Consider the following 24,867-nt stretch of genomic DNA (forward strand, 5'->3'; position numbering starts at 1 on the left):
GTGGGCGCGGCTTCGCGGGAGGGGCCGCGCCCTTTGTGGAATGCGAAGGCAAAAGCTCTTCGGCGCTGGTATTTGCCAGCTAATTTTGCTCTTTCATTGGCTATTGCGCGTAAAAGGCAGGCCGGGCGGGCATCCTCCTTTGCGGTCGATGAGGAGGCCCCATGCTGGCTGGGACAGTGCTTCTGGACGGGGACGTGCGGATGCGTGGTTCGATCAACGTCGCGGATCTCTGGTCGCTGCCGCAGCATGACGTGGAAGTCGCGTTCATGTGCCGTACCTCGGGGATGCGCCGGCATCGGTTCACGGGGCCGTTGCTGGTGGAGGTGCTCCAGGCGGCCGAGCCCGATTTCGATCCGGGGGAGCGTAAGGACCGGCTGCGGTTCCTGGTCTCGGTCCTGGGCCGGGACGGGCACCACGCCGTGTTGTCGTGGGGTGAGATCGATCCGGAGTTCTCGGGGGTGGAGGCCGTGCTCGGCACCACGATGGACGGCTCGGTCCTGGGGGAGCGGGGGCCGCACCTGGCGGTGCCCGGCGACCGGTGCGGCGGCAGGCAGATCAGCGGCGTCACCGAGATCCGCATCTGCTCCGACGACCTGCTGTGGACCCGCGGCCAGCAGGTCGGTTATAGATCCTGACGGCGCCAAAACGTTTGCCGGTGCTTCATCGAAATACGATATCTGGGCCGCACAGGTGGTGTCCCGCAGCCATGTCATCGTGGTCGTGGGCGGCGGTGCCAGCGGCACGCCGGCCGCCGTCCACTTGCTGCACCGCGCGCGGGTGCACGGCGTCCCTCTGCACGTGGTGCTGATCGACCGCGACAGGCGGCCGGAGCCGACTTCCTGCCTCGGCACATGTACGGCCGCTACCTGCGCGAGACGCTGGACGACGCCGAAACGTCACCCGCTCATCAGTGGGAGGAGTCGCTGATGCGAGTGAGCGGGTCGTCGGCGTCGATGTGGTCGGCGTGGAACAGGCCCTGGGTCAGCAGGCGGCGCACGTGCTCATCGGCGGCGCGGTAGTAGACGAACGTGCCTTCGCGGCGTCCTTTGACCAGTCCGGCCAGGCGGAGTTTGGCCAGGTGCTGGCTGACCGTCGTGGGGGCGGCGTCGGCGAGTTCGGCCAGGCAGGCGACGTTGGATTCGCCCTGCAGCAGCGCCCAGAGGATTTTGATGCGGGTGGGGTCGGACAGCAGCCGGAACGACTCGGCGGCCAGGTGCACCTGTTCCTCGTTCGGCATGTCGAAGTCCGGCAGCGACGTGTGCATGCCTCCAGCGTACCCCGCAATCTGTCTACTTGCACATCTGCGTGAATGCGCATATACGATGGTGCGGTGGTAGCAGAACTGAGAACCTTCCCCGCCCGTGACGCCGTGCCAGGCCGGGCCGCCTCATCGTGGCGGTCCGGAATGCGGTCGTTGCCGGAGGTGCGCTGGGCGGCGGCCGCGACAGCGCTGTTCGCCGCCGGTGGCATCTGCTGGCTGGCCGGGGCGCCGCCGTGGCTGTGGTGGGGTTTGTACCTGGCCTGTTACGCGGCTGGAGGCTGGGAGCCCGGCCTGGCGGGTTTGCGGGCGCTGCGCGAGCGGACGCTGGATGTGGACCTGCTGATGGTCGCCGCGGCGATCGGCGCCGCCGCGATCGGCCAGGTCTTCGACGGCGCGCTGCTGATCGTCATCTTCGCCACCTCCGGCGCGCTGGAATCGCTCGCCACCAAGCGCACCGAGGATTCGGTGCGCGGCCTGCTGGATCTGGCACCCGAGCAGGCGACCCGCCTGAGCGCCGACGACGGTGAGGAGCGGGTCGAGACCGCCGCTCTCCAGGTCGGCGAGGAAATCCTGGTACGGCCCGGGGAACGGATCGGCGCCGATGGCCAGGTGGTGTCCGGTGCCAGCGCCGTCGATCAGGCCGGCGTCACCGGCGAGAGCATGCCGGTGGACAAGCAGGCCGGCGACCAGGTGTTCGCCGGCACGTTGAACGGCACTGGCGTCTTGCGCGTGCGGGTGATGCGACCGGCCGGCGAGACGGTGATCGCCCGAATCGTGGCCATGGTCGCCCAAGCCGGCGCCACCAAGGCGCGCACCCAGCTGTTCATCGAGAAGGTCGAGCGGCGCTACTCCGTCGTCATGGTCGCCGCCACCCTCGCGCTGTTCGCGCTGCCGCTGCTGTGGGGCGTGCCGGTGCAAGACAGCCTGCTGCGCGCGATGACCTTCATGATCGTCGCCTCTCCGTGCGCGGTCGTGCTGGCCACCATGCCGCCGCTGCTGGCCGCCGTCGCCACCGCCGGACGGCACGGCGTGCTGGTCAAGTCCGCCGTGGTGATGGAACAACTCGGCACCGTCACGGCGGTCGCCTTCGACAAGACCGGCACCCTGACCGAGGGCCGCCCGCACGTGACCGGCGTACACGTCCTGCCCGGCGCCGACCTCGCCGAGCAGCGGCTGCTCGCGCTGGCCGCCGCCGCCGAGCAGTTCTCCGAGCATCCGCTGGGCCGCGCCGTGGTCCAAGCCGCCCACGCGGCGGGCCTACCGGTGACAGCGGCGCAGGAGTTCGTCTCCGAGCCTGGCCGGGGCGTGCGCGCACGCGTGGAGTGCCACCTCGTCGAGGTCGCCAGCCCGGCTCATCTCCTGGACGATGGCCAGGGTGCCGTCCAGGAGCTGGTCGCCGAGCTCCAGGACAGCGGACACACCGTCGTCCTGGTCCGCCTGGACGGCGTTCTGGCCGGGCTGCTCGCCCTGGCCGACCGGATTCGGCCCGGCGCCGCCGAAGCGGTAGCCCACCTGACGGCCCTGACCGGGGCCGCGCCGGTGCTGCTGACCGGCGACAACGAGCGAGCCGCGGCCCGGCTGGCCGTACAGGCGGGTATCGGCGAGGTGCGCGCGGAGCTGCTGCCGGAGGGCAAGGTGGCGGCGGTGCACGAGCTGCGAGCCCGCGGCGTGCGGGTGGCGTTGGTCGGCGACGGCGTCAACGACGCCCCCGCGCTGGCCGGCGCGCACGTCGGCATCGCCATGGGCCGCGCCGGATCAGATCTGACCCTGGACACCGCCGACGCGGTCATCACCCGCGACGACCTGGCCACCATCCCGGCGGTGATCGCCCTGGCCCGGCGGGCCCGCCGCCTGGTCGTGGCCAACCTCGTCATCGCCGCCACCTTCATCACCGTGCTGGTGGCCTGGGACCTGTTCGGCGATCTGCCGCTGCCGCTGGGCGTGGCCGGACACGAGGGCTCCACCGTCATCGTCGCCCTCAACGGCCTCCGCCTGCTACACAGCGCCGCCTGGCGACGCGCCTCAGACGCTGTCCCCAGTGAGCCTACGCGGGGTGCCTGACTCGGGACTGGTTACTGAAAGTAGTGTCCGGCACTGCCAGGCCGACTTGCTTTGCTCGCGGGCACCCCCCACCATGGCCAGGTGAAACCCTGGGTGAAGGTGGTCTGCGTGCTCCTGGTCGCCAGTCTCGCTGGAGCGGCCCTGTTGTCCGCGGCGAGTCTGTTCGTGTCCTTCTTCTAGTGGCGGCGATCGCACCGTCGTGATCTCGCCCTCGGTCACGTGCGGGTTGCCCTGCTCTCCCGGCTGCGGGGCGTGCAGTCCTGCCGCCACGAACTTCCCGACCGTTGCCTGCCATGGAACGAACGCCACCTGCGGCACGCTCTGCGGGAGTACGCAGGAGATGGCCCGCTCGATGAGGCACGGCACTCGTAGCCGTCGGGCTCGTGCAGCCTCACAGCCGGGATCTCAGCACGTCGACCTCGCAGCCTGGCGAGGACGGGTCGAAGCCGTGCTCGACCAGCCAGCGGATCGCCAGCAGGCTTCGCAACGACCACCACGCGCGGATCACGTCGAGGTCGACGTCGGTGCCGTAGCCGGCGACGACGTGGCCAAGGTGCTCCTCGTGTCCGAGCGTCAAGGTGGCGAGATCGAACAGGGCATCGCCCTGGCACGCCTCGGACCAGTCGATCACGCCGGTGATCTCGTCAACGTCGACGAACACGTGGGTGAGCTGTAGATCGCCGTGCGTGAACACCGGTGTCCACGGCCGGAGCGCGGCCTCGGCAACCCGGCGGTTGCGCGTGACCACGTCGGTGGGAAGGACGCCACTCGTGACGAGCCACTCGCATTCGCCGTCGAGGTGCGAGGCCAACTCGTCGAGGCTCCGACCGGGCCACGGCGGCAGCGGCGCGTCGTGCAGCATCCGTGCGGCGGCACCCGCCGCGGCCCACGCCGCCGACGACGCGATCGACGGCTCGCCGAGGCGGCCGAGTGCCGTCCCTGGGAGGGCGGCGAGCGCGAGCACGGGCGGCTTCCGCCACAGGACCTCCGGAGTCGGGATCGGCGCCATGGCCATCGCCTCGACCTCGACGTCGGTGCGCATCTGATCAGCGTCGATCTTCAGGAACACGTCACCGACGCGCAGGGTCGCGCGCTCGTGATGGGCAACGACGACCTCGACCTCCTCCACGTCGGCCATTATCGCGGGGATGACCACCGACATCGCCAGGTTTATCGCGTGCGACTACGCGGCTGACCGCGTCCCGCTGCCCGGCACCCTCATCCCGATCGGACCGGCTCGCCAGCCAGAAGCCGTACTACTCGGGAAGCATCACCCGGCACGGAGTGAACGTGCAGCCATCGAGACAGGCCGCTACTCAGGATGAAAAGCGTTCACAGTCCGGGTGTTCGGCAGATCGTGGGTGGGTCAGGTCCGGAATGTCTGCACAGAACAGGCACACGACCTCGGCGGTGGTTCCACATCCGGTCTCTAGCATCCAGGGCATGCGTGTCACGATGGTGCTCCCGGCGTTGACCGAGGCGACCAGCCCGCTGTTTCGGCCGGTCAAGTATGCGCTGTTCCCGCCGTTGGGGCTGGCGACCCTGGCCGGCTACCTGGGCGACGACGACGAGGTGCGGATCTGGGATGAGCACGTCCAGCGGCTGCGTCTTGAGGACGACCGTCCCGACCTGGCGGTGATCCAGCCTTACATCACCTCGGCGCGGCGGGCCTACGAGTTGGCCGACGGCTACCGGTCCCGAGGTGTGTACGTGGTGATGGGTGGGTTGCACGTCACCTCCCTGCCTGACGAGGCCGCCGCGCACGCGGACACCATCGTCACCGGACCGGGGGAGGACACCTGGCCCGAGTTCCTGGCCGATTTCCGCCGCGGCCGGCCTCGGGTCCGCTACCACTCCACCCAGCGGACGCTGACCGACCTGCCGCCGGTGCGGCGGGATCTGATCGATCGGCGCCGCTATCTGGTGCCCAACTCGATCGTGGTCTCCCGCGGGTGCCCGCACCACTGCGACTTCTGTTACAAGGACGCGTTCTTCGCCGGTGGCCGGTCCTTCTACACCCAGACGGTGGACGCGGCGCTGGCCGAGATCGATCGGCTGCCCGGACGGCATCTGTACTTCCTCGACGACCACCTGCTGGGCAACCGGCGCTTCGCCGAGGCACTCTTCGCCGGCATGGCGGGGATGGGGCGGCTGTGGCAGGCCGCCGGCACGGTCGACTCGGTGCTCGCCCCAGGGCTGTTGGAGCAGGCGGTCGCGGCGGGGCTGCGCAGCCTGTTCGTCGGCTTCGAGACCATCAACGGCGGCAATCTGGCCGGGCAGCGCAAGCGGCAGAACATCGGGCGCGACTACGCCGCCGTGGTCCGGCGGCTGCACGACCAGGGAGTGATGGTGAACGCCAGTTTTGTGTTCGGCATGGACGAGGATGGGCCCGACGTGTTCGACCGGACCGTCGACTGGGCGGTGGAGCAGGGCATCGAGACCGCCACGTTCCACATCATGACCCCGTATCCGGGAACCGGCCTCTACCGCCGCATGGCGGCCGAGGGCCGGATCCTCCACCAGGACTGGGACCGGTACGACACACGACACGTCGTGTACCGGCCGATGGGAATGAGCGCCCGGCAACTCGAGGACGGATACTGGCGGGCCTACCGCGATTTCTACCGATGGAGCGCGATCTGGCGCGGCGCCGCCACCAAGCCGCTCCCGCGCGACCGCCTGCGCCACCTCACCTACGCCGGCGGATGGAAGAAGTTCGAGCCGCTGTGGGACCTGGCCATCCGGACGCGGCAGGTAACCCGTGTTCTGCCGCTCCTCGAAACCCTGCTGGGAAGCTACGGCGCGCGCGCCGCCCGGAAGGCAGGACAGGCGAAACCCGTCGCAGGCCCTGGAAGTCGGCGATTTGAACTGCATGGATGAGGTTTCGGCGGGCGCAGACCGCACGTCGCCGATGTCCGGTCGTTTGATCAGCCGACGTGCGGGCTTGGTTAGTCGGGCTGATCTATCCAACTGGCAAGTACCCACACAGACTGTCGCTGATCTACTCGGATCCCTTGATCGAGGAGGCTCCTTTGACCAAGGGCCCCAGCTACCGCACGCCGTGCCGGCTTCGCCATGACGGCATCCGCCGCCGCACTGGTCATGGCCGCCGCCTCGCCGGCGCTGGCGAGCCCGCTGTTCGTCGGCGGCGCGCGCGGGCTGACCGCGGAGAACGCCATCCAAGGTGCGTTCGACGACGCGCGGATTTCGGCGCAGGCGGAAGGCTTCTACGGCGCGTGCACCGTAGTCGGCGAGCCGCAGGTCTTCGAAACGTTCACCGATCCGCTCTTCGGGCACCTTTTCCACGCCCAGGTCGTCATGACGTGCGCAAAGTACAGACCCTCGTTGATCAATGCGATTCGGGCATTAGTCAACGAGGATAATTCGCACAATGAGGATCCACGGGCAACCATCCCCGGCGGCCAGGCGTACATAGGGTCATGAGACTGGATGGGAGCGTGTGAGCGCCCCGGTGGGGTTCGCCGAGTTCGTCGCGGCTCGGGGCACCAGCCTGTTGCCTACGGCGCACCTCACCTGCGGTTCCGCCCAGGAGGCGGAGGACGTGCTGCAGAGTGCGCTGGAGCGGGCCTGCCGGAGCTGGCACCCACCGACCCCGAGCCCTACGTACGCCGGATCATCGTGAACCTCGCCATCAGCTGGGCCAGGCGCCACGCGCTGCTCCGCATCATCCCCACGCATTCCCCGCCTGAGACACCCACCACGAGGGACGATGTCGAGCTGCGGCAGGTCCTGATGAGCGGGCTGCGCGCTCCCGCCCCGCCAGCGGGCCGTCGTCGTCCTCCGCTACTGGGAAGAAATGTCGGAGGCGCAGACCGCGAGACTGCTCGGCTGCTCGGTCGGTACGGTCAAGAGTACGTAATAACGTTAAATCTATGACAAACAACCCAGAACGACTGGCGCTCTACCTGCGCGAGTCCAAGAGCAGGACCGGTCAGGAGGTACGTAGCCAGGAGAACGCGGGCCGAAGGTGGGCCACCGCCACCGGTTCGTCTGGACCGCGGCGACCGGCCTGGCCATCGCGATCACGACTGTGGTGGATACCGCCAGCTCGACGGCGTACATGACCCTGGACATGGACACGCTCGTCCACAGTGTCCAGTGATCCCGGGGTGGAACTGGCGGAGTTCCTGGCGTTCCTTCGTGAAGACCGGTTGTTCGCACTGTGGTGGCTGATCGCCCTGCGTGGCGAAGGAGAATCCCACGCTGGGGTATTGAAGGATTCGGGGTGGACTCGGTCGGCTGCCGGCCCTTCGCCGGTGGTTTGAGCAGATCACGCGGAATCTGACCGAGATCGCCGCCAAGCCCGGCGCGCGGATGAGCGGTTTTGTACCGCACCGGCGGGCGACCGGGCGGGATTCACCGTGATCACCAACCACAGCGCTCAGCGGCAGAAGAGTGTGGGCAGGTGTCGGATACCGTTTCGATGTGACTTCGGCCGCGCTGGAGCGTGCGTTGAGCGACCTTGGGGGGCCGGTATTGCGGCCGCTGCCCGATCAGGTTGCTCGTCTGCTCCGAGACCTGGTCGCGCCGCCCAGACTCGCGGCGCATTTAAGGGCCGTTCACGACGTCGCCCACCAGCTCCTCGACTGGATCGCCCGCGAGTACCCGAGCCTTGCCATCGACCGCGAGGCGGTCCTGTTCGGCGCGGCCACCCACGACGTTGGCAAGACCATCCACACCGGCGAACTATCCGGTCCTGGATCCGCGCATGAGCAAGCGGGCTATCGGCTCCTGCTCGACCACGGGGTCACCGAGCCGATGGCCCGCTTCGCCCGCACCCACGCCGACTGGACCCGGCCCGACATCGCAGTCGAGGATCTGCTGGTAAGCCTGGCCGACAAGATCTGGAAGGCCAAACGCGTTCCCGATCTCGAACAATTAGTCGTCGACCACCTCGTCCTCGCGGCCGGGCAGCAGCCCTGGCAAGCGTTCATGGACCTCGACACGGTCCTGACCCGCCTTGCCGAAGACGCCGACCATCGACTCGCCTTCCAAGCCGGCTATCCCATCACCACCTGACCGGCCGCCCACGCCACGTGCTGCACCAGGCCCGCCATCGGCGCGGCGTGGCACGTCCGGCGTGGAGTACCAATTGTTCACGCTGCCGCATGGGGACTGGATCCGGCTCATGGCCGGGTGCGGCCTGATCGTGGAGGACCTGATCGAGGTCCAAGTGCCGCGAGGTGCTACCAACAACGACTTTCGCGAATTCCCTGACGAGTGGGTGCGGCGCTGGCCGGCCGAGGAGGTCTGGTTCGCCCGTCGATCCACCCGCGCTGGCCGTCAGTGAATGAGCCGGACCCGAGCGAGGATTCGACCAGCGGCAGGAGAGGATGCTTCTGGGAGCGGGACGGCCGATCAGCGTGTCGGATCGCCTCATCGTGGCCGTAGTGCCTGGGATGGATCGCCTGCCTCGACGGTGCGTAGTTGAGCCGCAATCGCCTGCTGTCCGCCAAAGCGTGCCAAGCCCAAAGCGGCCGGTGGCCCGTGGTGACAGTTCGCGACGGGATCGTCGTCGCTACCTCATCGTCTGGCGGCCGGCTGTACGATGTCCGGACCGCCGGTGTGCGGCGCTGGAAAGTACCCGGGGTGCGGCTCCGGCAGCGCCGCCACACACGCCGCGGAACATGCATTCACCAGGAACGGCAGCACGTCGGTGCCGACCAGGCGAGAGATCCAGACCTGGTGAAGCTCACCTTGGACCGACCCATCGCAGATGCTGCAGGTCCGCACCGGTTGGCGCCCCACACGCCCGGGTCGAGCGCTTCGAAGTCTGCCTCTCCTACGCCGGTCACCGGCCGCAGCTTCGGAAACGGCGGCCGGAACTTGAAATTGCCGTAGAGGACGCGCGTGCTCACCGTGCTGTCGGCCAACTTGGCGCATCTGGTCAGCTCATACGGATACCAATGCAGTCTGTGGGAGGTGTAGGGCTCGAAGACCTCAAGGCTCGTCATGGCCCCGATCTCGGGCGGGATGCGAACCAGATTTGTGCCGTAGAGCACCAGATGTTTGACGGCGGTCAGCTTCGCGATCGCCGGCGGTAGCGTGACAATCTGTCGCCGCTCGGGAGCGCTCAGATCCACGAACGGCTTGAATACCGTCCGTCCATCCGCAACCGCCTCGTCGATCAGCGCAAGCAGATGTTGCCAGCCCGCCGCCTCGGTATCCTGCCGGTCCCTGTGGAAGGAGACGGTCGCAGACCGGGTCGCGACCGAGTGGCCGACGCACCGGCAATGATCGCGGGCAGGCCCGCCCGCACTGGGTCCGACCGCATCGCAAAACGGTTGGGAAACAACTGCGGCGTGATCTCGTCTGCCCCCATGGGCGGAGCATACCGGGACCATATCGACCTGACACGCACGCGCATCGGCAGACCAGTGCGTTCGAGTCCCTCCTGGGGTCACGAGTCAGGTGCCGGAGGCCATCTAGGCGGCGAGGATCAAGTTCGGGTGCCGGTTGAGGTTGTTGCGGGCGCGGTCGTAGCGCATCGTGGTGCGCGGGTCGGCGTGGCGGGCAATGCGATGGATCGGCGATTACTCGGCGCGGTACTGGTCGTGTTGGGCGAAGAACTCCGTCCACTGGTCCTCGGTCAGCGTTCGGCCGTTGTCCCGGATTGCCGCCAGCTCACGAAAGTACTCCTCTCGTGGCGCACCCGGAGCAAACAAGATCAGCATCGAGGAGGGTTCGTCGCTGAGGGCGCGGAATCCGTGGACGCCACCCATCGGTACGTACAGGAAGTCACCCGCTTGAGCCGGCACCCAGCGGTTGCCGTCGTAGAACTCGACCGTGCCGGACGTGACAAAGAACGACTCGGAGAACGTCTTGTGGAAGTGTGCGTCCGCACCAGCCGTGCGTGGCTGCATGTTCCACTCGAACAGACCGAACTGCCCCTTGGTCGCCGCGCCCGGCGCCACGAACCGCACATGCGTGCCCGACGTACGAAAGGTGAGGCTCTCCACGTCATCGTGGACACGGAACTCGGCACTTACTTCCCCGGTATCGCGCAAGTAGGTCACCGGATCAACTCTAGGCAGGCTGCCCCGGCCCGGGCTACCCGCCAGTCGCCCTGGCGGCGGCGCGTGGCCAGGCCGCTCCATCCGCGGCATGAGCAGATGTTCTACCGATCGGCCTCTGTATGGCGTCCGTCGAGGCGGATCGTCCACGGTTCGATCGTGTCGATCCGCAGGTGGGTGCCACTCCACGGATCGCGGCTAAGAATCACCCTGACGTCCTCCTCGGACTCCACCTCCATGGCGAGCACGACGCGCATGTCGTCGAGCGGACCGCCCAACACGATGATCCCTTCGTCGACCAGCATGTCCATATACGACGCATGCGCGGGCCATTCGGTCTGTCCTTCCATCGGCCGGGCAACATCCCACTGTGGGCCGGTATGCGACAGATGAGCGAGAAACATGGCATCGTCTTACCACTGTGGCCTGACACTTCCGGTGTCCGCCGGTCGGAGCGGCGGTTCGTCTGGTGGCGCAACTCGCGGCATGTGCGGACGCCGGCGCGTCATTCGCTTAGAAGCTGCTCGCGCAGGATGTCCGCGTGCCCGCAGTGCTGAGCGAGCTCGCGCAGCATGTGGAGGTACACCCAGCGGAGCGGGAGCGGGCCGCGCCGGTTGCCGTGGACGACGTCGTCCAGCCCGAGGGATGACGTCGCGCGGCGTGACGCTTCGCATGCTTCACGGTGTGCCCGCTGGATGGTGGCGATAGTGTCGCCGTCATCGAGAATGAACGACTCGTCTGGTGTCGCGGGGATGCCGATCTCGGCGCGCGACCGGCGCGTGACGGCTTCGTCGAACCAGACCTTCTCAACGAAGGTCGCGTGCTTCACCAGACCCAGCAGCGTGGTTCGGGAGGGCACCAACGACCGGCGCGCTTCCTCCTCGGTCAGCCCGTCCAAGCAGCGATTGAGGGCACTGCGGTGCTCATCGAGAAACACCTCGAACTGGGCCTTGGCTGGCTTATCGATGACGTCTTCGGCGAACATCGCCGCGAGGGAGGACATCTGCGAAGCATTCCAAGACTGGTCACCCAACAGCAACTAACGCACATCGGCAGACCAGTGCGTTCGAGTTCCTCTGGCTCCGCGGTGGATCGCTGCCACGTCTGGGCTGGCGATGCCTGCGGTACGGCGGTCGTGTCGTGGCCGGGAGGCAGGACGGGGGCGTGCCGGACTGGAGGAGTGATTTCGCTGAGTTCGCGCGCGGAAATCTGCCGGTGCAGAGCGCCGAGCATGATCGGGCTGTTACGGCCCGCCGTCCGGCTGTATGCCGCCGCGAGCGGGGAAGTCGTGGTCGGGCGGCTCGGCGGCGCGGCGCGGTTGCCGGAGAGCACGCCTCCGGGGTCGCGATCTCCACCGTGGTGCAGGCCATGTTCAGCGAAGCCGTGCAAGAGGCCCATATCTCCGTGCGGGACCCTGCGAATGCCGCCGTCGCCGGCAACGCCGTGATGGACGTGGCGAACACGGTGCTGACCTTCACCCCCGCGCAGTCACTCACCGCCGGTGCGACCTACACGGTGACCATTAGCGGCGCCAAGGACGGCGCGGGCAACGTCATGACCCCGGACAGCTGGTCGTTCACGACCAACAATCTCGGACTGGTCGCGGCCTATGGCATGGAGGAGGGCGCGGGCAGCACGGTGGGTGATGCGTCCGGGCAGCACAACACCGGCGTGGCGCTGGACACCAGCTGGGTTACCGGCGGCCGGTACGGCAAGGCGTTGTCCTTCAACGGCACCTCCAACGGCACCGTGCCCTCCGCATGGTTCGCAACCGACACCACGGAAATGGTGACACTCGACGGCACAGCGCCACTACCCACCGGTGAGTGGCGTCATGTGGCCGTCACCTACAACGGCAGCACGGCACTCCTGTTCATCGACGGCACCCAAGTCAGCCAAACGGCGGCCGGTGGCGGCCTGGTGGACGGCGGTGACCTGCACATCGGCGCCAACAGCATCTGGGGCGAATACTTCAGCGGCCTGATCGACGAGGTCCGCGTCTACAACATCGCGCAGACCCCCGCCCAGATCGGGCCGGGTCATGACACCACCTACGGCCGGTGGGTGATCAAGTCGGTTGCGGCGCAGGCGCTGGACCCGAACGCTGACCTGCCCACGATGGCCCTGGAGGTCGTGAACACGGCCGGTGGGACCTACCTCAGCGAGGAGAACGCGAGATTCTCACCCTGCGTCACCAGATCACCATCCTCGAACGGCAACTCGGCGTCGGCGCCAGGGCGAGGTTCACGCCCGCCCGAAAGGCCGCTCAGCTCGTGCTGACCGCGCACGCAAGACGGCTCGTGCCGCTAAAGCGGCGCACTCGGTCCGGATGTGACTCACATGTGTCCCACTCGTGGATGAGCGGGGACATCGGCGCCATCTGCCAGAAGGTCCAGGTCTCAGCGGTCCCGGACGCCTACGGCCGCGAGGTCCACGACGCCCAGTTACTCGTCAACGCCCTATGGAACGGCTCTGCCGATCTGGGGGTGCTGGACTTCTATCTGTCCGACAACCAGAGCTCCTCCGCCGCCACCCGGCCGGTCTTCTCGTACGGCAACAGCCCGATGGTGCCCATCACGGGTGACTGGGACGGCGACGGCAAGGACACCGTCAGTACCTACGATCCCACCGCGGGTCGTTTCTTCATCAGCAGCAATCCGGCTAGCGGCCAGGCTCAGTACACCTTCTTGTACGGCGATTCCAATGCTGTGCCGTTCGTCGGCGACTGGGACGGCGACGGCAAGGACAACGTGGGCGTTCGTATGGGCAACGGGTTCTACCTGCGTACCAGCCCGGTGACCACCGGCACCGAGACCACCCACTCGGTGGCCTACGGCGACGCCGGCGATCTGCCCGTCATCGGCGACTGGGACGGCGACGGCAAGGACAGCCAGGGCATCGTCCGCTGACTTGTTCTAACCATCTATGGGACAGCCCTTGGCTGATCGTTCTTCCCGTCGGGAGAAGGAGATCAAATAGCCAAGGGCTGTCTGGCGGACGGGAGGGCGTCGGGGGATCGGACCTGGCGAGGTGGCCGGTGCCGCGGGTGGTGGGGGGTGAATCGGTCATGTACCGCTCCTGCTGGGAGGCGACGTGCCGGAGTCGTTGACGGGGCAGTTGCAGTGTGACATTGTACTGACCTCCCCGTCGAGGGCACCGAGGAAAGATCCGTCGAGGTCGTCGACATGCCACAACCTTGTGAGGTGCCCGTGTCAGGACGTCCACTTCGCCGCAGTGGTCTCGCGGTACTCGCGGCTGCCGCGCTCAGCTTCTCGCTGGCCGCCTGCAACTCTGATGTCACCGGCTCCCAGACGGCGAGCTCGGGCGCCGCGGAGCAGGCCAAGCACACCGGCCCGGTACGGATAGCGCTGCTGGCGGCGTCCAGCCAGAACGGCTTCAACAAGGCCGTCTACGACGGCGCGCTCGCGCAGGCGAAGAAGCTGGGCGACGTCGAGGTGACCATCTTCGACGGCAAGTTCGACAGCCAGACGCAGTTCAACCAGCTGCAGAACGTGGCCGGCCAGGGCAAGTTCGACGGCATCGTCATCGTGCCCAACGACAACGTCGGCATCGCGGCGGCGGTTCCGGCCGCGGCCCAGGCGAAGGTTCCGGTCGTGACGGTCCTGTTCCCCATCGGGCCCAACCTGACCGAGATGACCCCTCAGGTGCCCGGCGTCGTCTCCACCGTCGCCTCGAACGCCGAGACGGACGCCAAGGCGCAGGCCGAAGGCGTGGTGACGTACTGCGAGGGGAAGGACCCCTGCAATGTCGCGATCCTGATCGGCCAGCTGCAGTTCCCGTTCGACAACCTGCGTTACAAGGCCTACCAGTCGGTCCTCGACCAGCACAGCAACATCAAGGTCGTCGCGACCGGTCAGGGCAACTACGACCGCGACACGTCGCTGAAGGCGATGCAGAACATCATCCAGGCGAATCCGAAGCTCGACGCCGTGCTCTCGAACGCCGACCAGCAGACCACCGGCGCGCAGATCGCGCTGGAGAGCGCGGGGCTGGATCTCTCAAAGATGTACGTCACCGGCGGCGGCGGCAACACCGAGGCGATCAAGCAGGTGCGGGCGGGCAAGTGGGCCGCCGACCTCGTGAACTTCCCGGTCAGCATGGGCGGCGCCGCGCTGGACCAGGCGGTGAACGCGGTGCTGGGCAAGCCGGTGACCGCGGTCGTCGACGCCGACAAGCTGGGACCCGTGCCGCTCATCGTCACCAAGGAGATTCTCGGCCAGTATCCCGATTTCGCCGGCGAATGGTCCGACTGACCCGATCGACGACGTGACCAAAGGAGGTGATGGCGTGACCGCGCAGGCGGAACCAGCCGTATCCGTACGGAACCTATCCAAACGATTCGGATCCACTCAGGCGCTGAGCGCGGTCACGCTGTCGTTCGCCCGGGGCGAGGTGCACGGCCTGGTCGGCGAGAACGGCGCAGGCAAGTCGACCCTGGGCAAGATGATCGGCGGCCTGTACCACCCGGACACGGGTGACCTGGACGTGTTCGGCAAGCGGGTCCGGCGCTGGGACATCAAGCGCGCCCAGGACGCGGGCGTCGTCCTCATCGCCCAGGAGCTGTGCCTGGTGCCCGCCCTCACCGTCGCGCAGAACGTCTTCCTCGGCCGCGAGAGGCGCACGTTCGGCGTGCTGCACTCCGGCCTGGAACGGCGCTACCGGGAGCTCGAGCGGATATGCCGCTTCGGACTGCCGCCGGACGTGCCCGTCGACCGGCTGTCGATCGCCGACCAGCAGAAGGTCGAGATCATGCGGGCGCTCGCCCGCGACGCGCGCGTCATCGTGATGGACGAGCCGACGTCCTCGCTCACCGCCGACGAGACGGCCCGGCTGCACGACATCATCGGCTGGCTCAAGTCGCGCGGCACCACGATCATCTATGTCACCCACTTCCTGGAAGACGTGCTGGCGCACTGCGACCGGGTGACCGTGATGCGCGACGGCAGGCTCATCCGCACCGCGGCCACCGCGCGGGAGACGAAAGCGAGTCTCGTCGAGGCCATGCTCGGCGAGCCCGCCGACATGCTGCTCCCCGAACGGCCGCCGGTGCCGGCCGCGCGGACCGCGCCGCTGGTCGAGATGCGCGACGTCCACAGCGGCAAGCGGGTACGCGGTGTGTCGCTGACGGTCAGGCCGGGCGAGATCGTCGGCCTGGCCGGTCTGGTCGGCAGCGGCCGTACCGAGATCGCCAGAGTGCTGTTCGGCTGCGAGTCGGCCGACTCGGGCCGGATCGTCTTCCGCGGCGAGGAGGTCCGCGCCGCCTCGGCGAGGGCCTCCATCGCGCGGGGCATGGCGATGATCCCCGAAGACCGGCGAGCGCAGGGCCTGGTCCTGACGCGGCCCTTGTTCGAGAACGTGACACTGCCCCACCTCGGCGGATTCTCCCGGATGGGGGTGCTCGCGCGCCGCGCCGAGCGGGCGGCGGTCGGGGAGCTCATCGAGCGGCTCGGGGTGCGCCCGCGCCAGGTCGACGGCGACATCTCCGTCTACTCGGGCGGCAACCAGCAGAAGGTCCTCTTCGCCAAGTGGTTGCTGGGCCGGCCGGAGTTCCTGATCCTCGACGAGCCCACGCGCGGCGTCGACGTCGGCGCCAAGGCCCGCATCTACCAGCTCATCGTCGACATCGCCACGGCGGGCACCGGAGTCCTGCTCATCTCCTCCGAACTCGAGGAGGTGGTCGGGCTGAGCCACCGCGTCTACCTGGTGCGGCAGGGCTCGCTCATCGGCGAGGTGGCGGCCGCGGAGACCTCGGTGGAGGTCCTGCTGCAGCGGCTGTTCGGCGTCGGCGACACCCCCACGACCAGCACACCTTCCGGCAACGGGGAGGACCAATGAAGAGCACGCCCGCAACGCCGGAGGCCGCCCAGGTGCTGCCCTTCGTCCGCCAGTACGCGGTCCTGATCCTGCTCGTCGCGTTGTTCGTGACGCTGAGCGTGTCGACCTCGTCGTTTCTGACCCTGACCAACCTGATCAACATCCTCAACCAGAACGCGCCGCTGGCGATCATCGCCGTCGCGGGCACCCTGGTCGTCATCTGCGGCGGCTTCGACCTGTCGACCGGCGCCATCTTCAGCGTCGCCGGCGTCGTCGCGGCGTGGGTCGCGGTCCGCCTGGGCAGCCCCGTGCTGGGCCTGCTCTCGGCGCCCGTCGTCGGCGGGATCCTCGGCCTGATCAACGGGCTCGCGATCACCCGCCTCAGGATTCACTCGTTCCTGGCGACGCTGGCCTCGAGCCTGGTCTACGGCGGCCTGGCCGTGCTCATCACCGGCGGCTTCCTGATCAGTGTCGGCGACGGCTCGTTCACGGCGCTGGGCCGAGGTGGCGTCGGTCCTGTCTACTACGCCGTGCTCATCCTGGGCGCCTTCGCGCTGGTGTCCGGGTTTCTGCTTAACTACACCGCCTTCGGCCGGTACGTACTGTCGGTCGGCGGCAACCCCGAGGCGGCCGAACTCTCCGGAATCCGGGTGGACCGGGTCAAGCTGTACACCTTTCTCTACAGCGGTCTGGCGGCCGGGATCGCCGCGGCCATCGGCGTGTCCCGCATCGGCAGCGGCCAGCCCCAGGCCGGAAACGGCCTGCAACTGCTGGCCATCGCCGCCGTCATCCTCGGCGGCACCAGCATCTACGGCGGCATCGGCGCGATCTGGCGATCCGTGTGCGGCGTGTACCTGCTGGCCCTCATCGACAACGGGTTCGACATCCTCAACGCCAACCCGTTCTTCAAGGATCTGACGACCGGCGTCGTCATCCTCGCCGCCGTCGCGCTGAGCGCGACGAGGAGAGGCAGATGACCACGGGTACGGCGCCCGGGTCGAGCATTCCGCAATCAATGATGGGAGCAACCATGCAAGCGCGACTGAAGCCCTGGCACGGCGTGCTGGTGGCCGCGGCGCTGCCGATGGACGACCGGCTTGATGTCGATCTCGAGCGTTACGCCGAGCACATCCGGTGGCTCGCCGCCGAGGGCTGCGACGGCGTGACCCCGAACGGGTCACTGGGGGAGTACCAGACCCTCACCGACGACGAGCGCCGCTCGGTCGTGCGGGTGGCCCTCGACGCCGCCTCTGACGGTTTCACCGTGATGCCCGGCATCGCCGCGTACGGCGCCCTGGAAGCGCGCCGGTGGGCCGAGGACGCGGCCGAGGCCGGCTGCCCGGCCGTGATGCTCCTGCCGCCGAACGCCTACCGGGCCGACGAGCGCGCCGTCGTCGACCACTACCGGGAGGTCGCGAAGACCGGCGTGCCGGTGGTCGCCTACAACAATCCCATCGACACCAAGGTCGATCTCTCCCCGGCGCTGCTCGCCCGGCTGCACGCCGAGGGCCTCATCGTGGGTGTCAAGGAGTTCTCCGGCGACGTCCGGCGGATCTACCAGATCGCCGAGCTCGCCCCGGACCTGGACGTTCTCGCCGGTTCCGACGACGTCACCCTGGAACTGGTCCTCGCCGGGGCGCCGGGCTGGATCTCGGGATACCCGAACGCGCTGCCGCGCTCCTGCGTGGAGCTGTTCAACGCGGCCGCCGCGGGCGACCTGGCCACGGCCCTTCCGCTGTACCGGTTGCTGCACCCGCTCCTGCGCTGGGACTCGAAGGTCGAGTTCGTGCAGGCGATCAAGCTGTCGATGGACATCGTGGGGCGTTATGGCGGGCCGTGCCGGCCGCCGCGCGTGCCGCTGACCGGCGAGCAGGAGCACGCCGTGCGGGAAGCCACGGAGCGGGCGGTCGCCGCCGGGTGCCGGTAACTCGTGTCAGCATGGTCCGGGGAGATCCCGTGCGGCTTGGGAAAGGTGCGTCATGGCGGAGTCGTTGGAGCTGCCGACCCTGGCGGTGCGGCGCAGCGTGCGCGACCAGGTCGCGCACGCCCTGCGCGCGGCACTCGTGGCCGGTCAGATGCGGCCCGGCGAGGTCTACTCCGCGCCCGCCCTCGCCGCGCAGTTAGGTGTGTCGGCCACGCCGGTCCGGGAGGCGATGCTCGACCTGGTCAAGGAGGGCCTCGTCGAGACGGTGCGCAACCGGGGCTTCCGGGCCACCGAGCTGTCCGACCAGGAGCTCGACGACATCACCGAGATACGGCAGCTGCTCGAAGTGCCCACGACCGTGAAGGCGATCGGCGTCGCGACCGCCGGCGACCTGGCCCGGCTGCGGCCGATGGCGCAGCGGATCGTCGACGTCGCGCAGAAAAAGGATCTGATCGCCTACATCGAGGACGACCGGCGGTTCCACCTGGAACTGCTCGCGCTGGCGGGCAACGCGGAGCTGGTCTCGCTGGTCGGCGAGCTGCGGGCCAGGACCCGGCTGTTCGGGCTCACCCGGCTCGCCGAGACCGGCGAGCTGAACGCCTCGGCGCTGGAACACATCCAGATGCTCGACCTCATCGCGGCCGACGACCGCGATGGCCTCGAACGGTTGATCGAAGCCCACATCGGTCACGTGCGCGGCAGCTGGGCGGGCCGGGAAGAACGTCCCCGGCGCCCGTAGCCGCGCTCCTCCTAGCCACCTCTCCGGCGACCGGTCGAACAGAGACGACGGGCCGTCATGTCGGCGCGCCCCCGAATCTTCGCCACCATTGAATGGAGAAAGCCCGTTGCTCGCCCTGTCGGCTCTCGTCCTTCCCGACCGTGATCCACCCGCCGCCTTCATCGCCGACGTCCAGCAGGCCGAGGCCGCGGGTCTGCGTACGGTATGGACCTACGACCACCTGACCTGGCCGGCGCTGCGGGAACGGCCCTGGTACGCCAGCGTGCCGCTGCTGGCCGCGACCGCGGTCGCCACCAGCCGGGTGCGGCTGGGCACCCAGGTGGCGACTCCGAACTTCCGGCATCCGGTCACCTTCGCCAAGGAGATCATGACGCTCGACCGGATCAGCGGCGGCCGGCTCGACATCGGCGTCGGCGCGGGCAGCGAGGGTCCGGACGCGCTCGTCCTCGGCGACCCGCCACGTGACCGCCGCGAACGAGCCGAGCGGTTCGCCGAGTGGCTCCGCCTGCTCGACCAGCTGCTCACCCAGCCGGTGACCACTCTGAGGGGGGAGCGTTTCAGCGCCGTCGACGCCCACCAGATCCCCGGCTGCGTCCAGCGGCCGCGCGTGCCGCTGACCGTGGCCGCCGCCGGTCCGCGGGCGTTGCGCTCGGCCGCGCGCTTCGGCCAGGCGTGGGTCACCTACGGCCCCTACGGGGGCCAGGTCGACCCGGAATCCTGGTTCCGGGCCATCGGCGACCAGAGCGCGGCGCTGACCCGGGAACTCGAGGCCACCGGCAGAGCGGCGACGTCCGTGCGCCGCATCGTCCAGCTCGCGCTGGACGTGAGGTGGCCGTTCGAGAGCGCCGCCAGGTACGCGGACTTCCTCGGCCGCCTGTCGGCGCTGGGATTCGACGAGGTCACCGTGCACTGGCCGCGTGCCGATGACGAGCGCGGGCTGCCGGCGGGCGTGCTCGGGTCGGTGCTCGCCGCGCACGGGCTGTGACCATTTCTCAGATAGGAAGGCTGACACCACGATGAGCAAGACGAGCAGGCTCGCGATCGACGTCGGAGGAACGTTCACGGACGTGGTCGAGCTGATCCCCGGCACCGGCGAGCTGCGTTTCGACAAGGTTCCCACCACGCCGGACGCGCCGACCCGGGGCGTCATGAACGCCTTCGCGGTGGCACGGGCGCCCATGGCGGACATCGGGATGTTCACCCACGGCACGACCCTCGGGCTGAACGCGCTCCTCACCCGCACCGGAGCGCGTACGGCCGTCATCGGCACGAAGGGGTTCCGCGACGTCTACCTGCTCGGCCGTACCGACCGGCGCACCAACTACGACATCACCTACCGCAAACCGGCCGCGCTGCTCGAACGCTACGACACCTACGAGGTCGTCGAGCGAAGCCGGTTCGACGGCACGGTGCACACCCCGCTCGACCTGGAGGACGCCCGCCGGGTGGCGGCCCTCATCGCGGAGCGCGGGTACCGGTCGGTGGCGGTGGCCTTCCTGCACTCGTACGCCAACCCCGAGCACGAGCTGCGGATGCGTGCGGTGCTCGCCGAGGTGGCGCCCCATGTGGCGGTCACGCTGTCGCACGAGCTGTCGCGGGAGTACCGCGAGTACGAGCGCACGAGCACGGCGGTCCTGGACGCCTACGTGAAGCCCATCGTCCGCAAGTACCTGCACACGCTGGAGGGCGAGCTCGCCGCGGGCGGATTCGACGGGCGCTTCCTCATGACGCGTTCCGGCGGGGGCGCGATGACCGCCGCCGCGGCCCGGGAGCAGCCGGTCAGCCTGATCCTGTCCGGGCCCGCCGGCGGGGTCATCGGCGCGGCCGCGCTGTCGCGGATCCTGGGCCGGCCCAACCTCATCACCATCGACATGGGCGGCACCAGCCTCGACGCGTCCCTGATCCTCGACGGCGAGCCGGTCCTGTACCAGGGCGCAGAATTCGAGCAGCTGCCCATCAACACGCCGTCCCTGTACATCCACACGATCGGGGCGGGCGGCGGCTCGATCGCCTGGCTGGACGAGGCCGGCGGCCTGCAGGTCGGGCCGCAGAGCGCCGGAGCCGCGCCGGGACCCGCGTCCTACGGCAGGGGCGGCACCGCGCCCACCTTCACCGACGCGGCGCTGGCCCTCGGCTACCTGGGCGGTGAGACCCCCTTGGGCGGCAGGCTGACCCTGGACGCCGAGCTGGCGGAGAAGGCGCTGCAGCCGGTCGCCACGGCGCTCGGCATGACCGTCAAGACCCTCGCCCGCGGCATCGTCCGCATCTCCAACACGAAGATCACCGGTGCCGTCCGCGCCATCACCGTCGAGCTGGGCCGCGATCCCCAGGACTTCGCCCTGCTGTCCTTCGGCGGGGGCGGCGGCCTCGTCGCCGTCGACGTGGCCCGCGAGCTGGGCATCCCCACCGTCATCGTGCCGCCGGGCCAGGGCGCCTTCTCGGCCTTCGGGATGCTCATGGCCGACGTGCAGTACGACTTCGCCCGCACCTCCGTGTCACCGCTGGCCGGGCTCGACCCCGGGGCGGTGGACGCCTCGTACCGCGAGATGGAGCGGGAGGCGGAGGAGCTCCTGGCCGCGGAGGGATTCGGCGCGGAGCGCCGCACGCTGGTCCGCAGCCTCGACGTCCGCTACGCCGGCCAGGAGCACTCCGTCACCGTGTCCTTCCCCGTCGAGGCCGCCGACATGGCCGAGGCCGTCGAGGCGAGCTTCGCCCGGCTGCACGAGCGGCAGTACGGCCACACCATGGACGACCCGATCGAGGTCACCACGCTGCGGCTGCGCGCGGCGGGCTCGGTGGACAAGCCGGCGCTCCCGCTGATCGCCGAGCGAACGGCCGGCGCCCTCGGCCCGGAGGGCACCAGGGCGGTGTACCTGTCCGACGACCGTCCGGAGGTCCGCTACGACCTCCACACCCGTGAGTCCCTGCTGGCCGGCGACGTCATCGAAGGTCCCGCGGTGATCGCGGAGCACACGGCGACGACGGTCCTGCACGCCGGCGACACCCTGCGGGTCGGGCCGTACGGCGAGCTGGTCATTTCCGTGCACCACGAGACCGGGGAGATCAACCGATGAGTGACGCGATTACCACCGAGATCATCCGGCACGGCCTGCTCGCCGCCGCGGAGGAGATGGCCAGGAACCTGTGCAGGACCGCGTACAACACGGTCGTGTACGAGATCCACGACTACGGCATCGGCATTCACGACGCCGCAGGGGACGTGGTCGCGGACGCCCCCGGCATCGCGGTCTTCACCCGCGGGAACGACCACGGGATCAAGAAGGCCGTGGAGTTCCTCGGCCGCGACGCGATGCGGCCCGGCGACGTCCTCATCCTCAACTACCCGTACTGGTCGTCGGCGCACACGCTGGACCCGCTGGTCTTCGCCCCGGTGCACCACGGCGAGGAGCTCATCGGGTTCGCCTCCTGCCGGATCCATGTGCTCGACCTCAAGCAGAAGGACCCGGGGTACGTCCTGGACTCCACGGACATGTACCAGGAAGGACTGTTCTTCCCGGCCAGCAAGCTCTACCGGGCCGGGGTCCAGAACGACGACGTCTTCAACGTCATCCGGTTCAACAGCCGGATGCCCCAGCGCACGATCGGCGACATCCAGGCCCAGGTGTCCGCCTGCGTCACCGGCGTCCGCCGGACCCAGGAGATCGCGGCCAAGTACGGCGCCGAGACACTGCTGCGCGCCATGGACGCGATCAACGACCACGGTGAGCGGCTCGCCCGCCTCGCGCTGGCCAAGCTGCCCAAGGGCACGTGGACGGCGCACGACTTCGTCGACAGCGACGGCGTCGACCTGGACCGCCTGATCAAGATGCAGGTCACGGTCACGATCACCGACGAAGAGATGCTCATCGACTGGACCGGCAGCGATCGCGACGTGAAGGGGCCGATCAACCTGCCCGTCGGCCAGACCGAGGCGTTCTGCAGCCTGATCTTCAAGGCGCTGACCACCCCCGACACGCCCGTGGTGGCCGGCAACTTCCGGCCGATGCGAGTGATCACCGAGCCGGGCTCGGTGATGCACGCGGTCCCGCCGATGCCCACCTTCACGCTGTGGACCGGGCTGCTCGGCGGCGAGGTCGTGCTGAAGGCGCTCGCGCAGGGCATGCCCGACCGCGTGCCCGCGTGCTCCGGCGGCGACGTCAGCTCGATGATGGGCCTCGGGATCAACCCGCGCAACGGCGAGACGTGGCTGGAGGCCACCAACGAGGCCGTCGGTTTCGGCGCGCACGCGACGGGCGACGGCGAGGACGGGATCATGCACCTGTCCGAGCCCGGCTGCCGCAACAACCCCGTCGAGGTCCTCGAGACCAAGTCGCCGATGTTCATCGAGTCGTACGGCTACCGCCCGGACACCGGCGGACCCGGGCGGTTCCGGGGCGGCGTCGGGGTGGGGCGTACCTACCGGTTCACCGCGCCGTCCACCGGCATCTGCCTGGTCTACAAGACCAGGACCAAGCCCTGGGCCATCGGCGAGGGGCGCCCCGGCGAGAACAACCACATCGTGCTCAATCCCGGCACGGACCGCGAGGTCGTGCAGGGGGGCGGCTACAACCACCTGGAGGCCGGCGAGGTGCTCGTCAACAACACCGGCGGCGGCGGGGGCTTCGGCCACCCGTTCGAGCGCGAGCCGGAGCGGGTCGCGCGCGACGTGCGCAACGGATTCGTGTCGGCGGCCGCCGCCGCCCGCGACTACGGGGTCGCGGTCGACCCGGACAGCCACGACGTCGATGCCGCCGCCACCCGGCGACTGCGCGGCGCGGAGCCGGCGGCATGACCGCGGGCAGCCTGACCATCGTCAACGCCGCCGTCTTCGACGGCGTCTCGGCCGAGCTGACGGAGGGCCCGATCCACGTCTCGGGCGGAACCATCGTGGAGATCGGCGGCGCCCCGCGAGCCGCCGGCGAGGTGATCGACGCCCGGGGCGGCACGGTCGTCCCCGGCCTCATCGACGCCCACTTCCACGCCTACGGCACCGAACTGGATCTGCTCACCCTCGAATCCAGCCCGCTCAGCTACGTCGCGCTGGCCGCGGCCGGTCGGCTGGCGGCCGCCCTGGGCCGCGGCTTCACCACGGTGCGCGACGTCGCCGGGGGAGACCCCGGCCTGGCGAAGGCCATCACCCGGGGCCTGATCGCCGCGCCGCGCTACCTGTACACGGGCCCCGCGCTGTCGCAGACCGGCGGGCACGGCGATCCCCGCCCCGGCGACCAGGACCTGTGCTCGTGCTCAAGCCACATGGCGGAGATCGTGGACGGCGTGGACGCGCTCCGCCGCGCCGTACGGGACCGCTTCCGGCGCGGCGCGCACGCCATAAAGATCATGGCCTCCGGCGGGGTGGTCTCGCTCACCGATCCGATCCGCGTCCCGCAGTACTCGCCGGAGGAGATCCGCGCGGTCACCGACGAGGCGGCCCGCCGCGGCAGCTACGTCGCCGCGCACGCGTACTCGCCCGAGGCGATCGCCCACGCCGTCGAGAACGGGGTCCGCACCATCGAGCACGGCAACCTGCTGGACGCGCCCGCGGCCAGGCTGATGGCCGGGCACGACGCGTTCCTCGTGCCGACGCTGGCGGCGTACGACGCCATGGACAGGCGCGGCGCGGAGCTGGGACTCGCTCCCGTCTCGCAGGCGAAGAACCGCGAGGTGCTGGACGCCGGCCGGCGGGCGATCGAGCTCGCCCGGGCGGCAGGCGTCCGGATCGGCTTCGGCAGCGACCTGATGGGCGAGCTCGAGGACGAGCAGCTCACCGGGCTTCGGCTGCAGGTCGAAGTCGAGGGGCCGCTGGCCGCGCTGCGCTCCGCGACTTCCGTCAACGCGGAGATCATCGGCCGTCCCGATCTCGGCCGCGTCGAGGTCGGCGCCACCGCCGACCTCCTGATCCTCGACGGCGATCCGTTCGAGGACCCGTCGGTCCTGTGGGCGGGGCCCGAACGACGGACCGTCGTCCAGAACGGGACCGCGCGCCGCTTCACCGGGTCGGCGCACTGGCGTTGAA

Annotated in this window: 26 protein-coding genes; 20 read left to right on the plus strand and 6 right to left on the minus strand. The window is 69.2% G+C overall.

Translation table 11 applies throughout. From position 1 onward, the window contains the following. Nucleotides 1-161 precede the first annotated feature (161 nt). Nucleotides 162-635 (plus strand): hypothetical protein, encoded by a 474-nt coding sequence (locus ABGB08_RS24010; RefSeq protein ID WP_347593866.1) that lies wholly within the window; start codon nt 162-164, stop codon nt 633-635. Between the two features lie 272 nt (nt 636-907). Here the strand turns inward: ABGB08_RS24010 and ABGB08_RS24015 are convergent, their stop codons facing one another. Beyond that, complete coding sequence (locus tag ABGB08_RS24015) at nt 908-1,264, minus strand: metalloregulator ArsR/SmtB family transcription factor (RefSeq protein WP_347593868.1); 357 nt, start codon at nt 1,262-1,264, stop codon at nt 908-910. A 66-nt stretch (nt 1,265-1,330) separates the two neighbouring features. Here ABGB08_RS24015 and ABGB08_RS24020 point away from each other — a divergent pair, with 66 nt between their 5' ends. Then, nucleotides 1,331-3,322 carry a heavy metal translocating P-type ATPase gene (locus ABGB08_RS24020; protein WP_347593870.1) on the plus strand — a complete coding sequence of 664 codons (1,992 nt, stop codon included), beginning with the start codon at nt 1,331-1,333 and terminating at the stop codon, nt 3,320-3,322. Between the two features lie 391 nt (nt 3,323-3,713). Here ABGB08_RS24020 and ABGB08_RS24025 read toward each other — a convergent pair whose 3' ends face one another. Beyond that, nucleotides 3,714-4,451, minus strand: coding sequence for a phosphotransferase (locus tag ABGB08_RS24025; protein ID WP_347593872.1), 738 nt, complete (start codon nt 4,449-4,451; stop codon nt 3,714-3,716). 314 nt (nt 4,452-4,765) lie between these two features. On the opposite strand from ABGB08_RS24025, the gene ABGB08_RS24030 reads away from it, so the two are divergent. The 7 genes from ABGB08_RS24030 to ABGB08_RS24060 all read left to right on the plus strand — a co-directional run bounded on the left by ABGB08_RS24030 (nt 4,766) and on the right by ABGB08_RS24060 (nt 8,633). Next, a complete protein-coding gene (locus ABGB08_RS24030) occupies nt 4,766-6,202 on the plus strand; it encodes a radical SAM protein (RefSeq protein WP_347593874.1) in 1,437 nt (478 codons plus the stop codon). A gap of 195 nt (nt 6,203-6,397) precedes the next feature. Further along, nucleotides 6,398-6,766 (plus strand): hypothetical protein, encoded by a 369-nt coding sequence (locus ABGB08_RS24035; protein WP_347593876.1) that lies wholly within the window; start codon nt 6,398-6,400, stop codon nt 6,764-6,766. 16 nt (nt 6,767-6,782) lie between these two features. Then, nucleotides 6,783-6,965, plus strand: a complete 183-nt coding sequence (locus tag ABGB08_RS24040) for a hypothetical protein (protein WP_347593877.1) — start codon at nt 6,783-6,785, stop codon at nt 6,963-6,965. Between the two features lie 174 nt (nt 6,966-7,139). Then, nucleotides 7,140-7,202: a hypothetical protein gene (locus ABGB08_RS24045; RefSeq protein WP_347593976.1), complete on the plus strand. Its 63-nt coding sequence runs from the start codon at nt 7,140-7,142 to the stop codon at nt 7,200-7,202. 108 nt (nt 7,203-7,310) lie between these two features. After that, nucleotides 7,311-7,445 carry a hypothetical protein gene (locus ABGB08_RS24050; RefSeq protein WP_347593879.1) on the plus strand — a complete coding sequence of 45 codons (135 nt, stop codon included), beginning with the start codon at nt 7,311-7,313 and terminating at the stop codon, nt 7,443-7,445. A gap of 323 nt (nt 7,446-7,768) precedes the next feature. Beyond that, nucleotides 7,769-8,362 (plus strand): HD domain-containing protein, encoded by a 594-nt coding sequence (locus ABGB08_RS24055; RefSeq protein WP_347593881.1) that lies wholly within the window; start codon nt 7,769-7,771, stop codon nt 8,360-8,362. A 61-nt stretch (nt 8,363-8,423) separates the two neighbouring features. Next, nucleotides 8,424-8,633, plus strand: coding sequence for a hypothetical protein (locus ABGB08_RS24060; protein WP_347593883.1), 210 nt, complete (start codon nt 8,424-8,426; stop codon nt 8,631-8,633). A 343-nt stretch (nt 8,634-8,976) separates the two neighbouring features. Here ABGB08_RS24060 and ABGB08_RS24065 read toward each other — a convergent pair whose 3' ends face one another. The 4 genes from ABGB08_RS24065 to ABGB08_RS24080 form a co-directional block, all read right to left on the minus strand. Next, entirely contained in the window at nt 8,977-9,687 is a 711-nt protein-coding gene (locus tag ABGB08_RS24065) for a hypothetical protein (protein WP_347593885.1), read from the minus strand. Between the two features lie 189 nt (nt 9,688-9,876). Next, nucleotides 9,877-10,359 (minus strand): cupin domain-containing protein, encoded by a 483-nt coding sequence (locus tag ABGB08_RS24070; RefSeq protein ID WP_347593887.1) that lies wholly within the window; start codon nt 10,357-10,359, stop codon nt 9,877-9,879. A gap of 101 nt (nt 10,360-10,460) precedes the next feature. Then, a complete protein-coding gene (locus ABGB08_RS24075; protein WP_347593889.1) occupies nt 10,461-10,760 on the minus strand; it encodes a hypothetical protein in 300 nt (99 codons plus the stop codon). A 101-nt stretch (nt 10,761-10,861) separates the two neighbouring features. Then, on the minus strand, nt 10,862-11,359 hold the full coding sequence (locus ABGB08_RS24080; protein ID WP_347593891.1) for a DinB family protein: 498 nt from the start codon (nt 11,357-11,359) through the stop codon (nt 10,862-10,864). Nucleotides 11,360-11,520: 161 nt separating this feature from the next. On the opposite strand from ABGB08_RS24080, the gene ABGB08_RS24085 reads away from it, so the two are divergent. From ABGB08_RS24085 to ABGB08_RS24135, 11 genes are all read left to right on the plus strand, one after another. Continuing rightward, nucleotides 11,521-12,636 (plus strand): LamG-like jellyroll fold domain-containing protein, encoded by a 1,116-nt coding sequence (locus ABGB08_RS24085; protein WP_347593893.1) that lies wholly within the window; start codon nt 11,521-11,523, stop codon nt 12,634-12,636. A gap of 77 nt (nt 12,637-12,713) precedes the next feature. Next, a complete protein-coding gene (locus ABGB08_RS24090; protein WP_347593895.1) occupies nt 12,714-13,265 on the plus strand; it encodes a hypothetical protein in 552 nt (183 codons plus the stop codon). Between the two features lie 300 nt (nt 13,266-13,565). Then, nucleotides 13,566-14,630, plus strand: coding sequence for a sugar ABC transporter substrate-binding protein (locus ABGB08_RS24095; RefSeq protein WP_347593897.1), 1,065 nt, complete (start codon nt 13,566-13,568; stop codon nt 14,628-14,630). Between the two features lie 34 nt (nt 14,631-14,664). Beyond that, nucleotides 14,665-16,212 (plus strand): sugar ABC transporter ATP-binding protein, encoded by a 1,548-nt coding sequence (locus ABGB08_RS24100; protein ID WP_347593899.1) that lies wholly within the window; start codon nt 14,665-14,667, stop codon nt 16,210-16,212. After that, nucleotides 16,209-17,168 carry an ABC transporter permease gene (locus ABGB08_RS24105; protein ID WP_347593901.1) on the plus strand — a complete coding sequence of 320 codons (960 nt, stop codon included), beginning with the start codon at nt 16,209-16,211 and terminating at the stop codon, nt 17,166-17,168. Before ABGB08_RS24100 ends, ABGB08_RS24105 begins: the two co-directional genes overlap by 4 nt. Before the next feature lie 53 nt (nt 17,169-17,221). After that, nucleotides 17,222-18,118: a dihydrodipicolinate synthase family protein gene (locus ABGB08_RS24110; protein WP_347593903.1), complete on the plus strand. Its 897-nt coding sequence runs from the start codon at nt 17,222-17,224 to the stop codon at nt 18,116-18,118. A 52-nt stretch (nt 18,119-18,170) separates the two neighbouring features. Beyond that, on the plus strand, nt 18,171-18,854 hold the full coding sequence (locus ABGB08_RS24115) for a GntR family transcriptional regulator (protein WP_347593905.1): 684 nt from the start codon (nt 18,171-18,173) through the stop codon (nt 18,852-18,854). Between the two features lie 106 nt (nt 18,855-18,960). After that, the gene (locus ABGB08_RS24120; RefSeq protein ID WP_347593907.1) at nt 18,961-19,839 is read left to right on the plus strand and encodes an LLM class flavin-dependent oxidoreductase; all 879 of its coding nucleotides are present in this window, start codon (nt 18,961-18,963) and stop codon (nt 19,837-19,839) included. A gap of 31 nt (nt 19,840-19,870) precedes the next feature. After that, a complete protein-coding gene (locus ABGB08_RS24125) occupies nt 19,871-21,928 on the plus strand; it encodes a hydantoinase/oxoprolinase family protein (protein WP_347593909.1) in 2,058 nt (685 codons plus the stop codon). Next, nucleotides 21,925-23,646 (plus strand): hydantoinase B/oxoprolinase family protein, encoded by a 1,722-nt coding sequence (locus ABGB08_RS24130; RefSeq protein WP_347593911.1) that lies wholly within the window; start codon nt 21,925-21,927, stop codon nt 23,644-23,646. Before ABGB08_RS24125 ends, ABGB08_RS24130 begins: the two co-directional genes overlap by 4 nt. After that, nucleotides 23,643-24,866 (plus strand): amidohydrolase family protein, encoded by a 1,224-nt coding sequence (locus ABGB08_RS24135; protein ID WP_347593913.1) that lies wholly within the window; start codon nt 23,643-23,645, stop codon nt 24,864-24,866. Before ABGB08_RS24130 ends, ABGB08_RS24135 begins: the two co-directional genes overlap by 4 nt. Nucleotide 24,867: the final 1 nt, after the last annotated feature.

This window comes from Acrocarpospora sp. B8E8 (assembly GCF_039871605.1).
Lineage (GTDB): Bacteria > Actinomycetota > Actinomycetes > Streptosporangiales > Streptosporangiaceae > Acrocarpospora > Acrocarpospora macrocephala.

Bases quoted from the DNA above. Each gene is read 5' to 3' on its own strand.
- ABGB08_RS24010 (WP_347593866.1), top strand. From the start codon at position 162: ATGCTGGCTGGGACAGTGCTTCTGGACGGGGACGTGCGGATGCGTGGT.
- ABGB08_RS24015 (WP_347593868.1), bottom strand. From the start codon at position 1,264: ATGCACACGTCGCTGCCGGACTTCGACATGCCGAACGAGGAACAGGTG.
- ABGB08_RS24030 (WP_347593874.1), top strand. From the start codon at position 4,766: ATGCGTGTCACGATGGTGCTCCCGGCGTTGACCGAGGCGACCAGCCCG.
- ABGB08_RS24035 (WP_347593876.1), top strand. From the start codon at position 6,398: ATGACGGCATCCGCCGCCGCACTGGTCATGGCCGCCGCCTCGCCGGCG.
- ABGB08_RS24065 (WP_347593885.1), bottom strand. From the start codon at position 9,687: ATGGTCCCGGTATGCTCCGCCCATGGGGGCAGACGAGATCACGCCGCA.
- ABGB08_RS24075 (WP_347593889.1), bottom strand. From the start codon at position 10,760: ATGTTTCTCGCTCATCTGTCGCATACCGGCCCACAGTGGGATGTTGCC.
- ABGB08_RS24080 (WP_347593891.1), bottom strand. From the start codon at position 11,359: ATGTCCTCCCTCGCGGCGATGTTCGCCGAAGACGTCATCGATAAGCCA.
- ABGB08_RS24090 (WP_347593895.1), top strand. From the start codon at position 12,714: ATGAGCGGGGACATCGGCGCCATCTGCCAGAAGGTCCAGGTCTCAGCG.
- ABGB08_RS24105 (WP_347593901.1), top strand. From the start codon at position 16,209: ATGAAGAGCACGCCCGCAACGCCGGAGGCCGCCCAGGTGCTGCCCTTC.
- ABGB08_RS24110 (WP_347593903.1), top strand. From the start codon at position 17,222: ATGCAAGCGCGACTGAAGCCCTGGCACGGCGTGCTGGTGGCCGCGGCG.
- ABGB08_RS24115 (WP_347593905.1), top strand. From the start codon at position 18,171: ATGGCGGAGTCGTTGGAGCTGCCGACCCTGGCGGTGCGGCGCAGCGTG.
- ABGB08_RS24125 (WP_347593909.1), top strand. From the start codon at position 19,871: ATGAGCAAGACGAGCAGGCTCGCGATCGACGTCGGAGGAACGTTCACG.
- ABGB08_RS24130 (WP_347593911.1), top strand. From the start codon at position 21,925: ATGAGTGACGCGATTACCACCGAGATCATCCGGCACGGCCTGCTCGCC.
- ABGB08_RS24135 (WP_347593913.1), top strand. From the start codon at position 23,643: ATGACCGCGGGCAGCCTGACCATCGTCAACGCCGCCGTCTTCGACGGC.